Below are 13,992 nucleotides of genomic sequence, written 5' to 3'. Positions count from 1 at the left end.
TGTTCCCTCCCCGGGAACGCCCCGGACGGAAAAGCGTCCCGTGACACCCGCGCCGCGCGGCGGGTATGCTGCTTCGCGGACGTTTGCAAACCACACATTCTTAGGAGCACGGGGCTTCCCAGTGATCCAGTTCCCAGCGCCCCAGTTCCCACCCCCGGAGGTTTCCCCACCGTGACCGTGCCCCACCGAGCCCCTTCCGAGCGCCTGGCCTCCAGCCGTCGCCAGCCGCTGCTCGTCTTCGCCGGACAGAGCAATTGTCCCCTCGCGCAGGCGATCTGCGCCAACCTCGGCGTGCCGCTCGGCAAGAGCAAGACCGAGAAGTTCACGAACGACAACATCATCGTCCACTACGAGGAGTCCCTGCGTGAGGGCGACGTGTTCGTCGTGCAGACCTTCTCCACCCCGGTCAGCGACGCGATCATGGAGTTGCTGCTCCTGATCGACGCGGCGAAGAGTGCTTCTGCCGGACGCGTCACCGCCGTGATTCCGTACTTCTCCTACGCCCGCAGCGACAAGAAGGACAGCCCGCGCATCTCCATTGCCGGGCGGCTCGTCGCCGACCTGCTCCAGGAGGCGGGGGCCGACCGGGTGCTCACCATGACCCTGCACTCGCCGCAGGTCCACGGCTTTTTCAAGGTGCCCGTCGACCACCTCTCCGCCGACCGGGTTCTGAGCGCACACTTCAAGTCGTGCGTGCCGAACGCGCACGACGGCGTGGTGCTCGCCCCCGACGCGGGCAGCATCAAGCGGGCCAGCCAGATCGCCCGCCGCCTGAACTCGGGTCTCGCCATGATCGACAAGGAGAGGCTTTCGGACACCGAGGTCCGCCCCCGCGCCCTGATCGGCGACGTGGAGGGCAAGACGGTCTTTATCGTGGACGACGAGATCAGCACCGCCGGGAGCCTGGTGGAGACCGTGAGCATCGCCCGCAGCCTGGGTGCTCGTGACGTGTACGTGGCCGTCACCCACGGCGTGTACACCGGGCCCGCCATCGAGCGCATCGCCGCCCTCGACGTGACCCAGGTCGCCAGCACGAACACGGTGTACGTCTCCCCCGAGAAGATCGCCGCCTCGAACGGTAAGCTCGCCGTCCTCGACGTGGCGCCCCTGTTCGCCGACGCCATCACCAACATCCACGTCGGCCAGAGCGTGAGCACCCTCTTCGAGTAGGGGAGCGAGGACCGAACGTGGCGGGGAGCGCGGACGTTCCCCGCCGCGTTTGGTTTCGGAAAACCTGTGGCCCGGGTCCTCAACGGCCAAGGTTGGATGAATCGCCTTTTCCTTGACAGCAATTACATTGGGGGCGATCTAAATGCGGTGGAGCGGGCGTCCAGTACCCCCCGGGCCCGCCCGCAAGGAGAAATGTATGCGCGTAACCCCGGTGCTTCTCGGCCTGCTCGGTGCCCTGTCCCTCAGTTCCTGCAATCAACTCGGCGTGACCAAACCCGCCCCCAAGACCTACGTGCTCGTCCACGGGGCGCTGCTGGGCGAATTCTCGTGGAAGCCGGTCGAGCGGCAGCTCGTGGCGGACGGCAACACCGTGATCACCCTCGACCTGCCGGGGCACGGAGCCGACCAGACGCCGGTCGATCAGATCACGCTCGACAGCTACACGAACGCGGTCGTGAACGCGATTGGGGACCGCACGAACGTCATCCTGGTCGGCCACTCCTTCGGGGGCATCGTGATCTCGCAGGTGGCGGAGGCCATTCCCACCAAAATCTCCAAGCTCGTGTACCTCGCCGCCCTCGTGCCGCAGAACGGCGAGAGCGCGAGTGACTTGGCTGGCCGGGACCAGAACTCCCTGTTCGGCAAGTACGCCACCTTTACCCCCAACACCATCGTCTTCAACCCCGAGGGTGTCCAGCCCGTCTTCTGCAACGACTGCACCGCCGCCGACGTGGCCCTGCTCAAATCCCGCCTGCGCCCGGAGCCCCTGAAGCCCTTCGCCACACCCGTCAACCTCACGGCGGCGCGGTACGGCAGCGTGCCCAAGTACGACATCCTGACCAAGCGGGACAACGCGGTGAGTTACGCCTTTCAGCAGACCCTGCGCGACCGTCTGAGACCCATGCAGAGCTTCGAGCTCGACAGCGGGCACGTCCCCTTCCTGACGCAGCCCGACGCCCTAACCAAAATCCTCGAAGGGCTCTGAGCACGGCAGGGGAGGGCGGGGAGGGCAGCGCACCCGGCCTCCCCGCCCTCCTTGTTCCGCTTACAAGGTCCCGCCGATGCCCGTCAGGTTCTGCCCGGCGGCGACGGAGAGGGCGGCGAGGGCCTCCAGAACGTTGTCCTGAGCCTGAAGGCGGGCGTACCGCGCCTGCTTGAGCGCCAGTTGGGTCCCCTGGAGAGTGACCGCGCTGATCGTCCCGCCTCTCAGCCGCGCCGCGTCCTGGGTGTAACTCTTCTGCGCGGCGGCCTCGCGGCTCAGCGCCACCTGAAGCTGTGCCGCCGCGTTCTGGGCGGTCTGGTACGCGCTCGCCAGCGTGGTCCGGGCGTTCTTCTGCGCCGCGTCGAGAGTCCGCCGGGTGTTCGCTAGGGTAATTCGGGCTTGGGAGATCGTCTGGGCGGGCGTGAAGTCGTTGTCGGCGAGCTTCACCGCGAGTTGTGCCTCGGCGACCTCCTGCCCGGCGCTCACCACACTCGTGAGGTTCGCATTCAGCCCCGTTCGCAGCGAGGCGAGGCTGGTCTTGAGGGTGGGGACGCTCGTCAGTCCCGCCGCTCTCACGCCGTTGTCCAGCCCTGTCAGGGTGGCGAGCCGCCCGGAGGCGAGGTTGACCTGAGCGCGGGCGTCGGCGAGGTCCTGGGTACTGCCCGATAAGGTGTTCTGCGCCCGCTGCACGTCGAGCGGGGTGGCGTTGTTCACGCTGAGCTTGACCTGCGCGACCTGGAGGGCCTTCTGGTCGACCTGCACCTGGAGGGTCTGGAGGTCCACGTTCTCCTGCGCCTCCAGCAGCGCCGTGTAGGCGTTGACCGTGTTCTGAAGGGTCGAGAGACGGGCGGCACGCAACTGGACCCGGGCGAGGGCCTCCGCGTTCTGAGCGGAGAGCCTAGCGGCGGCGAGGGTGCTGGGGTCGGCCTGGGCGGCGCGGTCGGCGGCGGTGGCCTTTTCGAGGTTGGCCTGAGCCGTCCGAACGTCCGTCCCGTTGGCGAGAGCGGACTGGACCGCGCTGGCGACCGTGACGGCGGACTGCGCGGCGGCCAGTGGGGCGAGGAGGACGAGCGCGAGGGCGAGGGGACGAGGCCTCACTGAGGGCCTCCGGCGGCGTTCTGGAGTCGGATGAGGGCGAGCTGCGCCGTCGCGCGGGCCTGCACGAGGTTGCGCTGCGCCTGGGCGAGGGCGATCTGGGCGCTCGTCACGGCCTCGGCGGTGCCGGTTCCCGCTCTCAGCCGGGCCTGGGCGGCGGTGAGGGCCGCTTGGGCGACCTGCACCTGGGTGGCGCTCGTTTGCAGGGCGGTGAGGGCCGTCTGGGCGGTGCTGTAGAGGGTGCGGACGTTCAGTTCGGCGGTCTGCTGGGCGACTTGCAGGGTGAGCTGCGCCTGGGTGACGTTCGCCTCCGCCGCCGAGAGCTGGGCGCGCAGGGCGGGCGAGTACACGACGTAACTGCCGCTGACGCTGGCGACGACCCGGTTGGCCGCATTGCTCCCGCTGGCGCCGAAGGGCACGCTGTAGCCCACCGCCGCGTCGCCCGCCTGCACGTCCAGGCTCGCGCTCAGGCCGCCGCTGCCCGCCGGGCCGTAGCGCAGGCTGGCGGTCAGGTCGGGCAGGTGCTGCTCGCGCTGCCGCTCCTCCAGCGTGTCCTGTGCGGCGGCGAGGTCGTTTTGCGCGTCCACCACGTCCACCGTGCTTGTCCGGGCGCGGGTGACGAGCGTGTTCAGGTCGGGCAGGGTGAAGGTGCTCGGGGGCTGGGTGGTGAACGTGGCCCCCGTGAGGCTCTGCCCCAGCACGGAGGCGAGGCTCAGGCGGGCGACCTCCAGATTGCTCTGAGCTTCGAGCAACGAGGCCTGGGCGAGCTGGACGTTGGCCTGGGCGGTGAGGACGCTCTCCTGGGTGGCGTTGTTCTGCGCCCGCTGGGTCCGGGCGATCTCCAGTTGCCGCTGCCTCAGCGCGAGGGTGTCCTGGGCGAGGGTGACGTCCCGCCCGGCGACCACGGCGGCGAGGTACTGCTGGTACACGTTGAGCCGCGCGCTCGCCTGGGCGGCCTGGAAGCTCGCCTGGGCGAGGGCGAGGTTGCGCTGGGCGAGGCGCAGGGTGCTCTGGTTGCTCGACCACGGCAGCAACCCCAGGCTGGCCTGGGCGCCGACGCCGCTGCTGAGGTTGCCTGCCGTGCTGGTCGTCGTGCCGTCGTCGGCCGTCGTGGTGGAGGGGCCCGTGTAGGCGCTGCTCGCGGTGACGCTCACGCTGAGGCCCAGGGCGCTGCGGGCCGCGCCCAGGTTCTGCTGGGCCACCTGCACGCTGAGCTGCGCCTGCGTGACGCTGGGCGCCTGGGCCAGCCGCGCCAGCGCCGCCTCCAGCGTCAGGGAAGTCGCGGCGGTCATCGTGGAGGGGGTCGTCGTGCGCTGACTCGGGGTGGTCTGGGCCGGAGTGGTCGTCTGGCTACTCTGCGCCTGAACGCCTCCACCACCGAGGGCCAGCGCGAGGGTCAGGAGGAGGCGCCGGCCGGGGGCGCGGGCGGGCGGGAAGGAGGGGGCGGTCATGTCGTCCAGCCTGCCCCGAGTCGGCGAACGGCGCGCTCACCTTTTTTGAAGGTTTGTCGAAGACGCCTCACGGCGCCCCCAGACGCACTCCCGGCGCCTGTGGCCCGCCCGGGCGAACGCGCACCTTCGCATAACCTTCGCCCAGGGCCCCTACCATGGGATCATGAGTGCCCTGATCCTGATCGTGGAGGACGAGCCCCAGCTCGCGGAGGTGCTGGAAGCCTACGCCCGGCAGGAGGGCTACCGCACCGAGCGCGCCGACGACGGGAATGCGGCGCTGACCGCCTACCGCGCCGCCAACCCCGACCTGATTCTCCTCGACATCATGCTTCCCGGCAGGAGCGGTCTCGACGTTCTCAAGACCGTCCGCGCCGACGGCTCCACCCCCGTCATCCTCGTCACCGCCCGCGCCGAGGAGACCGACCAGATCGTCGGCCTGGAACTCGGCGCCGACGACTACGTGGTCAAGCCCTTCCGTCCCCGCGAGGTGATGGCCCGCGTCAAGGCCGTGCTGAGGCGCGTGAGCGCGGCGCTCGACGACACCGAGCGCCCGCTGCGGGTGGGGCCGCTGGAGGTGGACCGCCGGGCGGTGATGGCGCGGGTGAACGGGCAGTCCCTCAGCCTCACCCCGGCGGAGTTCCGGCTGCTGGCGCATCTGGCACAGGTGCCGGGGCGGGCCTTCACGCGGGAGGAGTTGCTGGCCGCCGCCCTCCCGGAGAGTGACGCGCTGGAGCGGGTGGTGGACGCGCACCTGGCGTCGGTGCGGCGCAAGCTCGACGCGGCGCACGCCGGGGGGCTGCTGCACACGGTGCGGGGCGTGGGCTACCGGCTGGAGGCGGCCCCTTGAACCCGGGCGGGGCCAGGTGGCGCGGGCCGAGCCTGGCGGTCACCCTGATGCTCGCCATGCTCCTCACCGTAGGACTGGCGGTGGGAGGGATGTTCCTGTTTTCCAACCTGGCCGTCCGCCGCCAGGTCTCCCGGCTGCCCCCCGAGGTGCAGGCCTACCTGCGCGCCCGCCAGGAGGCCGAGCGGCTGGGCCAGCAGCTTGCCCCCACCCCACCTGTCCCCGAGATCCGCCTGGGCGACGCGGATGAGAACACCCTGTCCCCCGGCCAGTCGAGCCCCGGCGTAAGCGGCAGCGTCGTCCTGCCCAACGGGGCGGTGATCGCGGTGACGGGCGGGCGCCGCGAGGAGGGGCAGGGCCGCCGCCCGGAGCGGGCCTTTCCCGCCGTGCTCAACCCCCGCAGCCAGGACTTCGTGCGCGACGTGCAGACGAGTTTGGTGCAGGCGGGGCTCCTCGCGGCTTTGGTCGCGGCCACGCTGGGGCTGCTCCTGGCCCGGCGGGTGGCGCGGCCCGTCACGGCGGTTTCCCAGGCCGCCGCGCGGCTGGCCGGGGGAGACCTGGGTGCCCGCGCCCCGGTGCTGACCGGCGAGCGCGAGGTCGCCGACCTCGCCCGCACCTTCAACGAGATGGCCCAGAGCCTCCAGGCCCTCGAACGTGAACGCCAGCAGGCCGTGGCCGACATCGCCCACGAGCTGCGCACCCCCATCGCCATCATGCAGGCCCGCCTCGACGCCCTCGAAGACGGTGTCTACCCCCTCGACCCCGCGCAGATCGGCCTGCTGAGCACCCAGACCCAACTGCTCACCCGCCTCGTCGGCGACCTGCGCACCCTGACGCTGGCCGACGCGGGGCGACTGGGCCTGCACCTGCGGGAGGTGGACCTGGCCGACCTCGCCGGGCAGGTGGTGCGCGACCTGGGGGACCGGGCGGGGGCGCGGGGGGTGACGTTGACCTTGCGGGCCGAGCCCGCGCCGCTGATGGCGGACCCGGACCGGATGCGGCAGGTGGCGGCGAACCTCATCGAGAATGCGCTGAGGCATGCCCGTGCCCGGGTGGAGGTGCAGGTGGAGGCGGACGCCGACGTGGCGCGGGTACATGTGGACGACGACGGACCGGGGATACCGGAGGAGAGCCGGGAGCAGGTGTTCACGCGGTTTACGCGGCTGGATGAGAGCCGGGCGCGCGACACGGGGGGGAGTGGGCTGGGACTGGCCATCGTGCGGGCACTGACGCTCGCCCACGGCGGGCAGGCGAGCGCGGGCACGTCTCCCCTGGGCGGCGCCCGCTTCACCCTGGTCCTGCCGCTGAGGGCCGGGGGGTGAGGCTGGCGGAGCGGTCGGCCTCCTCATTCCTCAGCGTTCCTTGAGGCGTGTGGGCTGTGCCGCCCCACTCCGGAATGCGTAGACTGACGCCCAGATGCTAGGCGCCAAGACCGCACTCAAGGCGATTCAACCCATGCTGGAGCGGGGGCTGACGGCCCTCGACAACGCTGTCAGCGGCTACGTCCAGCCCCGCCGGGCGCGCGGCAAGCTGATCTTGCAACCCTACGTGGGCTGGGGCACTCCGCAGGCGGTGGAACTGACCGGCCGGGTGCTCCTGCCCCGCATGGTCGCGCCCCCCAAAAGGGGCGACCCCCGCTGGCGCAACTTCCGCAATATCCTGCGCCGCCTGCTCTCCCGCGAGGTCTCGGGCGTGCGCGTGACGGGGAGGCTGGGAAACGCCGTGGCGAGTGCGGTGAGCGACGCCGACGGGTACTTCACCCTGACCTTCACCCCCCCGGAGGGCAACCCCCCCTTCGCCGACGGCTGGCACGAGGCAGGCCTGAGCATCGAGGGCCGCGACGGCACCACCCGCGCCCGGGTACAGGTGGTCGCCGACGCCCGCTTCGGCATCATCAGCGACCTCGACGACACAGTGATCCAGTCGGACGTGACGAGCCTGCCGCGAATGCTCGCCACCAGCCTGACCGGCAACGCGCGTACCCGCCTGCCCTTTCCCGGCGTCGGGGCGCTCTACCGGGCGCTCACCCGTGACGGCGAGGCGCGCAACCCGATCTTCTACGTGTCGAGCAGCCCCTGGAACTTCTTCGACCTGCTGTGGCAGTTCCTCGACTACCGCCGCATTCCCCTCGGGCCGATCTTCCTGCGCAACTGGGGCTTCGACCTGCTGGGGGGGCACGGCGGCTACAAGCACGGGGTCATCGAGCGCATCTTCACCCGCTTCCCGGGGCTGAGCTTCGTCCTCGTCGGCGACAGCGGCGAGAAGGACCCCGAGATCTATGCCGAGGTCGTGCGCAGATGGCCGGGCCGGGTCCTCGCCGTCTACATCCGCGACGTGACCGAGGCCACCCGCGACGAGGGCGTCATGAACCTCCGCGAGGAGGTCCGCAAGGCGGGCGTGGACCTCGTGCTCGCTGCCGACAGCCTGAACGCCGCCAGTCACGCGATGGCGATGGGCCTGATCACGCCCGGCGAGTTGCGGAGCGTGCTGACGAGCGTGGCGCGAGCGTACGAGACGTGAGGGAGGGGGTGGGGCTTTGCTCCCTCTCCCCTTGCGGGTGACTTGTAAAGCTGCTTGCAGAGGAGGCGTGTGACCCACTCCACCACCGAGAAGATGCCTTCCCCTTCCTGCTGGTCTTGCGACGCCCTGCCCGCTCACCCCCTCCCAATCTCCCCCCTCTGCAAGCAGCTCTCCGAGTCAAGGGGGAGGAGTTCTTGTGCGTGTTCCACTTTTCCGCGTCACGCCCTCCCAACCAGAAAGGCGGGCCAGAGGTTTTCCCCTGACCCGCCCCGTTGAGTGAATCTACGTCGCCTGACCCCTACCCGCCGTTTCCACCCCGGCGTCCCCGGCGACGGCGTCGGCGACGGGCCTCGGCGTCACCACCGCCCTGCCCGCCGTCCCCCTGCGAGGGAGCCTGGGCCTGCTGCGCCTGGGGACGGGGTGGGCGTCCTCCGCCCTGGCGCCCATTGGGGTTGGACAGCGCGCCACCGCCCTGCCCGCCGCGCGAGAAGCCCGGGCCGCGCCCGACACGGTCACCCCGGTCGAAGCCGCGTCCGCCGCGCTCGCCGCCGTGGCTTTCCTCGGGGGGCATGTTGTCCACCGTCCAGTCGCCGAAGTACATGCGCTGCACGGTGATGTTCACGGGCCGCAGGTGCTCGTTGCGGGGGCGCTCCAGCGTGATCACGCGCCGCTTGTAGCCGCCGCCCTGCCCGCCCGGGCGCAGGGGGGGACGGACGCCGGGGTCACGCCCGTTCGGCTCGCGGCCCTGTCCGTCACGCCCGTCGCGTCCCTGGCCGCGCCCGCGTCCGCCGTCGGCGCGGGCGGGGGCCGCCGGGGTGACGGGCTGGGGTTCGTCGAGGGTGAACTTGCGGGGGGCAGCCGTGCTCACCGCCTGCAACTTCTCACGTTTCTCTGCCTCCCGGTCCTCGCGCCGTCTCGCGCGGGGCCGGACTGGGGTGTCGCCGTCCATAGCGGTCTCCTGGGTGAAATCGATTTGCCGGGCCAGGGGGTTCACCTGGCTGATGGTCACGGTGAGGGCGTCCCCGAGGCGGAAGGTGCGCCCGTTCGAGCGTCCCCGCAGAATCTGGGCGTCCTCCAGGTAGATGTAGTAGTCGTCGTCGAGGTTGGAGATGTGCAGCTTGCCCTCGACGCCGTTGTCCAGCGCCACGAACAGCCCGCTCGCCACCACCCCCGACACGTTGCCGGGGAAGGTCTCGCCCAGGTGCTCCTGCGCCCACTTCGCCTGGTAGTACTTCGTGAGGTCGCGCTCGGCCTCGGCGGCGGCGCGCTCGCGCTCGGACGTGTGCTCCCCCATCCCCGGCAGTCTGCCCCGCAGGTCGTGGGTCCCCCGTGAGGAGGCCGTCAGGTCCCCCGCCAGCACGCCCTTGAGGACCCGGTGGACCAGCAGGTCCGGGTAACGCCGGATCGGCGACGTGAAGTGCAGGTACTCCGGGAAGGCCAGCCCGAAGTGCCCCAGGTTCTCGCCCGCGTACTTCGCCTGCTGCATCGAGCGGAGCAGCAGGGTATTCACCACGCTCTCGCGCGGCGTGCCCCGCACGCCCTTGAGGACCGCCTGGTACGCCTGCGGGGTCGGCTCACCGCCCGGGAAGGAGATGCCCAGGCGACCCAGCGCGTTCGTCACGTCCTGGAACTTCTGGAGGGTGGGTTCCTCGTGGATGCGAAAGAGGGCCGGAATCTCGCGCTCGATCAGGGAGTGGGCGACCACCTTGTTGGCGAGCAGCATCAGGTCCTCGATCATCCCGCGTGCCGTCTCCTCGCGGATGGGGATCAGTTCCATCCGCCCGTCCGGCCCCACGTCCACCTTGACCTCGCGCAGCTTGAAGTCGAGGGACCCCTCGCGCAGCCGCTTCTGGCGCAGCTTGGACGTGATCTTGAGCAGGAGGTGGAGGTCTCCCTCCAGCGCGCGGGCGTGGTCGGGCAGCGTGGCCGTCGCCTCCGAGTACGCCTGCACCTCGTCGTAGGTGAGCCGCGCCTTGCTCTGGATCACGCTGGGCGCCAGCCGCACGTCGAGGATGTCGCCCTCGGCGGAGAGTTCCACCAGCGCGGTCATCGTCAGGCGGTCCTCATACGGGACGAGGCTGCACACCCCGTTGCTGAGGTGCTCGGGGAGCATGGGCAGGACCCGGCCGGGCAGATACACGCTCGTGGCGCGGGCGTAAGCCTCCTTGTCGAGCGGGGTGCCCTCGCGCACGTAGTGGCTCACGTCAGCAATGTGGACGCCCACCACGAAGGTGCCCTGGGGTGTCGGTTGGATGTGGATCGCGTCGTCGAAGTCCTTCGCGTCGCGCCCGTCCACCGTGAAGATGTTGAACTCGCGCAGGTCGAGGCGGCCCATCAGCGCCTCCGCCGGAATCTCCGTCGGGATCGCGTTCGCCTGGGCCAGCACGTCGTCCGGGAAGTCGCCGCGCAGCCCGTACTTGACGATCACGGCCTCGGTCTCGGTCGCGGGGTCGTCCTGCTCGCCGAGGACGCGCTTGACCTGCCCGAACACCTCGTCCTCGCCCGTCTGCTCCGGCCAGTACAGGTCGGTGACCACGCGGGCCCCGCTGGGCAGGCCCTCGATCCCCTCGGTCAGCAGCAGGATGCGGTGCCGGGCGCGGGCGTCGTCGGGCTTGAGGATGGGGTGGCCCTTGCTGAATTCGAGGCTGCCCACGAGCTGCTTGTACGCCCGCTGCACGATGCGGACCACCGAGGCGCGCGGGCTGCCGTCGCCTCGCTGGCCCCGGCGGGGTCCCGTACCGCCCCGCCCGGTGTCGCCCCGGCCCTCCATGCGGACCAGCACGATGTCGCCGTTCCAGGCCTCCATCGTGTTCTCGGGGGCGACGTAGAAGTCCTCGCCGCCGGAGTCGGGCACCACGAAGCCGAAGCCCGCCGCCGACGCCTGGAAGCGGCCCCGCACGAGGCTCATCGCCTCGGGCAGACCGTAGGTGCGCCGCCGGGTGCGGATAACTTCTCCCGTCCGCACGAGGTCTTCGAGCAGCGATTCGAGGTCACGCCAGTCGCCCAGGCGGCTGACCATCTGCCGGGTGAAGGTGCGCTCCAGGTCGCGGACGTGGATGGGGCGCCCTACCTTGCGAAGCTGCGCGATCACGAGATCACGGGCGGGGTCGGGTCGTCCGTCGGCGTCGGCGTCGTCTTCCCCCGCTTCGGTGGTCTCCTCCATGCTGGCAATCGGTGTGCTGGACTCGTCGTCCTCGCCCTCGAAGGCCGGGTTGTCCACGACCGGCAGGGGCTGCCCGGCGTCCGTCGAGACCGTCAGCGACATCTGCGGCGCGTCCTCGGTGGTCGCGGCCTGGGCGCCTTCCTCCTCGACCGCCACGGGCTCCACGCCGCCCAGCACCTCGGTCAGCGGCACCTCTGCGGGGGCGGTCTCCTGGGGCAGTTCGGCGACGGGGCCGACGACCTTCGGCCTGCGGCCCCGTCGGGTGCGGGGCACTTCGAGGAGCACGGGCTCGGCCGCCTGGGCCTGCTCCGGCTCGGCCTGACCCTCGTTCCCGGCGGGCTCAGCCTCGGCGACGGTCTGGGCCTTCGCCTTGCGTCCGCGCCGGTTCCTGTGGGTCTCGGCGGGTCCCTCGGCAGGGGAGGTGATCGCCTCCGGCTGAGCCTCGGGCTCGGTGGCGGCGGCTTTTGCCCTGCGGCCCCGGCGGTTGGAAGCCTGGGGAGCGGGGGAGGGCCCGGCGGCATCGACGGGTTCCGCCGTGTTGACCTCCGCCGCACCGCCGGTGGGAGTGATTTCGACGGGAGCCGTCTCCACGGGCGCGGCCTCGACGGGCGTGGGCTCGGCGGTGACCGCTTCGGCGGGGGCGGCCTGGGCAGGTTGGGCCTCCGCCCTCGGCTGACGGCCACGGCGGGGCTTGGGGGCGGGCTGGGGCTGGGCAGGCTGGGTGGCGCGCTTGCCTCGCTGGGCTTTGGGCGCGGCGGTCTGGGCCTGCGGGGTTTCGTTCGTGGCGGGCGTCTTGCGGCCACGGCCACGCTTCGGGGCGGAGGTCACGGCCTCCTGCTCCGGGGATGGGGTTTCGGCGGACTGAGCGGCGGTCTTCTTGCGGCCTCGCCCGGCCCGGCTTGCGGCGCTTTGCTGTTGTTCGGAGTCGGCGGGGACGTTTTGAGTGTCCGGCACCGGGCGCTCCTGTTTCGCTCTCGGCATTCCTCACCTGGTCAGGACACCCGTGGCATGTTCTCGTGTAGGACGCGGGGAGTCACCGTTTCTGAAAAAGGGCGCGAGCCTCTGCGGGTTGCTCTTGCACTTTCGGCAGGGTCGCGGCGGAAACGGGGGCTCCCGACGTGCATCTCACCCACGGGTCGGGGAAAGTCGCGTGTCTCGGGCGGCGCCCAGCCTGCCCGCCTGCCCAGAAGGGAGAGGGGAGAGGTGGGGGCGCTGTCCTGTCGCCCGGCAGCAAAGCTATTCTACCATGCGCGCCCACCCCTGCGGCCACGCGGGCGAACATTTAGGAAAGGGGGCGTGTGTTCGGCCACGCTCTCCCTTTCCAGTCCCTCCCACGGTTCGTGCCCCCGGATCAGGCGTACCGTGATGCTCACCCTATGGCCGCGCCGCTCGGTGCCCCACCCAACTACAGCACGCCCGCGATGCTGGGGCTGTCGCTGCTGTCGATCATCGCGTCCCTGTGGCACTTCACCTTCGGGGCGCTGGACTACGCCTCCGCCGGGCGCTACGAGGGTCTGGTCCTGATCCTCCTCGCCGGGCTGCTCCTCGTGTACGGCGTCCTGACCCTGATCCGCTACGCCGAGGCCCGCGACGCGATGGGCGACCCTCACCCCCGCATCGCCATGTACGACACCCCGCACGAGAGCCGGGTGCCGCTGGCGGGCCTCATCCTGGCCGTGTCCATCGCCGTCGCCGACCTCGCGTTCGCCCTCGCCGCCCAGCACCCGCTCGGCCACCTCATCGGCATCGTGCTCGTCGCCCTGGTGGCCCGGCAGGCGCTGCGCATCCGGCCCGCGCGGGGCGAAAGTTAGAGGTCCGTCACGTCGGTCGTCCGGTTGTCACCCGCCATGTCCGTGTCGGTGGAGTCGATGTTCCCTCCGCCCCCGTCCATGCCCAGCGTGCCCGCCATACCGCCCATTCCCCCCGTGCGGGAGGTGTCGAGCGTGGTGTCGAGGCTCGGGGCGGCGTTGTTGCCCGGTTCGTTCGCCAGGTCGTTTCCGCCCTCGCCAGGCGTGCCTTCGGTGTCCACGGGTGGGTTGTAGGTGTCGCTGCTGTGATCATCCGTCATGGTTGTGTCCTCCCGGGTGGTTTCTCAGATTGTCGACCCCACGACTTCCCACTTCTTGAGAGGCGGGGCAAGGCGCGTTGGGTGTCGGGGCTTTCCTAAACGGCCTCCACCCGCCCTTCATCCCCTGCCTCCCCCGAGCCAGGAGACTTGCGCCCGTGAGCAAAGCGAGCAAATCCCTGATCCTCGCCGGAACCCTGCTGGTCGCCGCCCCGGTCCAGCAGGCACAGGCCACCGCCTTCGAGAAGGCCCGGTTTCTCTTCCACCTGGGGGCCGCGTACTACGCCTTCAACACCTGGGTGCTGCGGCCCTACCGCCAGTACAAGTTCCAGACGGGTGCGCCCGGCCAACGGTCCGCCATCGTCAAGGCGGGCCTGGCGCTGGGCTTCGCCGCCTATCAGGTCAACTCGGCGGTCAAGCTGACGCGCAACACGAATGACCCCTTCCTGGCGCGCATCGGCTCGCTGCTGCCGGGCTACCAGAAGTCGCTGACGAGCGTGGGCAATACGCTGAAAAGCGGCCAGTTCGACGAGCAGGGCATCCAGAACCTCAATACCCAGACGAGCACGCTGCTGAATGCCGCCGAGAGCCAGGGGCAGAGAATCCGCCCGGTGGCGGTGCCGATCCCGGGGCTGTAAGGGTTGAGGGTTGAAGGGGCCGCTCGTGGGGGCGGCCTTTTTGCTGCTTGGTACTGTGGGAAGA

The 13,992-nt window shown here is 70.7% G+C and carries 11 protein-coding genes; 7 read left to right on the top strand and 4 right to left on the bottom strand.

Annotated elements, in window-relative coordinates; genetic code table 11:
• Nucleotides 1–171: 171 nt before the first annotated feature.
• Together DAETH_RS14220 and DAETH_RS14215 are read left to right on the top strand one after the other, a co-directional pair.
• Nucleotides 172–1,170, top strand: a complete 999-nt coding sequence (locus DAETH_RS14220) for a ribose-phosphate diphosphokinase (protein ID WP_264775534.1) — start codon at nucleotides 172–174, stop codon at nucleotides 1,168–1,170.
• Nucleotides 1,171–1,366: 196 nt separating this feature from the next.
• Entirely contained in the window at nucleotides 1,367–2,155 is a 789-nt protein-coding gene (locus DAETH_RS14215; protein WP_264775533.1) for an alpha/beta fold hydrolase, read from the top strand.
• 60 nt (nucleotides 2,156–2,215) lie between these two features.
• On the opposite strand, the gene DAETH_RS14210 is transcribed toward DAETH_RS14215, so the two are convergent.
• Nucleotides 2,216–3,250 (bottom strand): TolC family protein, encoded by a 1,035-nt coding sequence (locus DAETH_RS14210; protein ID WP_264775532.1) that lies wholly within the window; start codon nucleotides 3,248–3,250, stop codon nucleotides 2,216–2,218.
• The gene (locus tag DAETH_RS14205) at nucleotides 3,247–4,698 is read right to left on the bottom strand and encodes a TolC family protein (RefSeq protein ID WP_264775531.1); all 1,452 of its coding nucleotides are present in this window, start codon (nucleotides 4,696–4,698) and stop codon (nucleotides 3,247–3,249) included. Before DAETH_RS14205 ends, DAETH_RS14210 begins: the two co-directional genes overlap by 4 nt.
• A gap of 163 nt (nucleotides 4,699–4,861) precedes the next feature.
• Here DAETH_RS14205 and DAETH_RS14200 point away from each other — a divergent pair, with 163 nt between their 5' ends.
• From DAETH_RS14200 to DAETH_RS14190, 3 genes are all read left to right on the top strand, one after another.
• Nucleotides 4,862–5,545 (top strand): response regulator transcription factor, encoded by a 684-nt coding sequence (locus DAETH_RS14200; protein ID WP_264775530.1) that lies wholly within the window; start codon nucleotides 4,862–4,864, stop codon nucleotides 5,543–5,545.
• Entirely contained in the window at nucleotides 5,542–6,864 is a 1,323-nt protein-coding gene (locus DAETH_RS14195; protein ID WP_264775529.1) for a sensor histidine kinase, read from the top strand. Before DAETH_RS14200 ends, DAETH_RS14195 begins: the two co-directional genes overlap by 4 nt.
• Before the next feature lie 94 nt (nucleotides 6,865–6,958).
• A complete protein-coding gene (locus DAETH_RS14190) occupies nucleotides 6,959–8,062 on the top strand; it encodes an App1 family protein (protein ID WP_264775528.1) in 1,104 nt (367 codons plus the stop codon).
• A 298-nt stretch (nucleotides 8,063–8,360) separates the two neighbouring features.
• Here DAETH_RS14190 and rnr read toward each other — a convergent pair whose 3' ends face one another.
• The gene (gene rnr, locus DAETH_RS14185) at nucleotides 8,361–12,206 is read right to left on the bottom strand and encodes a ribonuclease R (RefSeq protein WP_264775527.1); all 3,846 of its coding nucleotides are present in this window, start codon (nucleotides 12,204–12,206) and stop codon (nucleotides 8,361–8,363) included.
• Between the two features lie 395 nt (nucleotides 12,207–12,601).
• Here rnr and DAETH_RS14180 point away from each other — a divergent pair, with 395 nt between their 5' ends.
• The gene (locus DAETH_RS14180; protein ID WP_264775526.1) at nucleotides 12,602–13,036 is read left to right on the top strand and encodes a hypothetical protein; all 435 of its coding nucleotides are present in this window, start codon (nucleotides 12,602–12,604) and stop codon (nucleotides 13,034–13,036) included.
• Here the strand turns inward: DAETH_RS14180 and DAETH_RS14175 are convergent.
• The gene (locus tag DAETH_RS14175) at nucleotides 13,033–13,293 is read right to left on the bottom strand and encodes a hypothetical protein (RefSeq protein WP_264775525.1); all 261 of its coding nucleotides are present in this window, start codon (nucleotides 13,291–13,293) and stop codon (nucleotides 13,033–13,035) included. The genes DAETH_RS14180 and DAETH_RS14175 overlap by 4 nt on opposite strands.
• Before the next feature lie 155 nt (nucleotides 13,294–13,448).
• Between DAETH_RS14175 and DAETH_RS14170 the strand changes: the two genes are divergently transcribed.
• The gene (locus DAETH_RS14170; protein WP_264775524.1) at nucleotides 13,449–13,928 is read left to right on the top strand and encodes a hypothetical protein; all 480 of its coding nucleotides are present in this window, start codon (nucleotides 13,449–13,451) and stop codon (nucleotides 13,926–13,928) included.
• Nucleotides 13,929–13,992: the final 64 nt, after the last annotated feature.

The organism is Deinococcus aetherius, from assembly GCF_025997855.1.
Lineage (GTDB): Bacteria > Deinococcota > Deinococci > Deinococcales > Deinococcaceae > Deinococcus > Deinococcus aetherius.
The sequence above is the reverse complement of the archived record's forward strand: the minus strand, read 5'-3'. Positions and strand labels throughout refer to the sequence as shown.

Bases quoted from the DNA above. Each gene is read 5' to 3' on its own strand.
- DAETH_RS14175 (WP_264775525.1), bottom strand. From the start codon at position 13,293: ATGACGGATGATCACAGCAGCGACACCTACAACCCACCCGTGGACACC.
- DAETH_RS14205 (WP_264775531.1), bottom strand. From the start codon at position 4,698: ATGACCGCCCCCTCCTTCCCGCCCGCCCGCGCCCCCGGCCGGCGCCTC.
- DAETH_RS14190 (WP_264775528.1), top strand. From the start codon at position 6,959: ATGCTAGGCGCCAAGACCGCACTCAAGGCGATTCAACCCATGCTGGAG.
- rnr (WP_264775527.1), bottom strand. From the start codon at position 12,206: ATGCCGAGAGCGAAACAGGAGCGCCCGGTGCCGGACACTCAAAACGTC.
- DAETH_RS14215 (WP_264775533.1), top strand. From the start codon at position 1,367: ATGCGCGTAACCCCGGTGCTTCTCGGCCTGCTCGGTGCCCTGTCCCTC.
- DAETH_RS14200 (WP_264775530.1), top strand. From the start codon at position 4,862: ATGAGTGCCCTGATCCTGATCGTGGAGGACGAGCCCCAGCTCGCGGAG.
- DAETH_RS14180 (WP_264775526.1), top strand. From the start codon at position 12,602: ATGGCCGCGCCGCTCGGTGCCCCACCCAACTACAGCACGCCCGCGATG.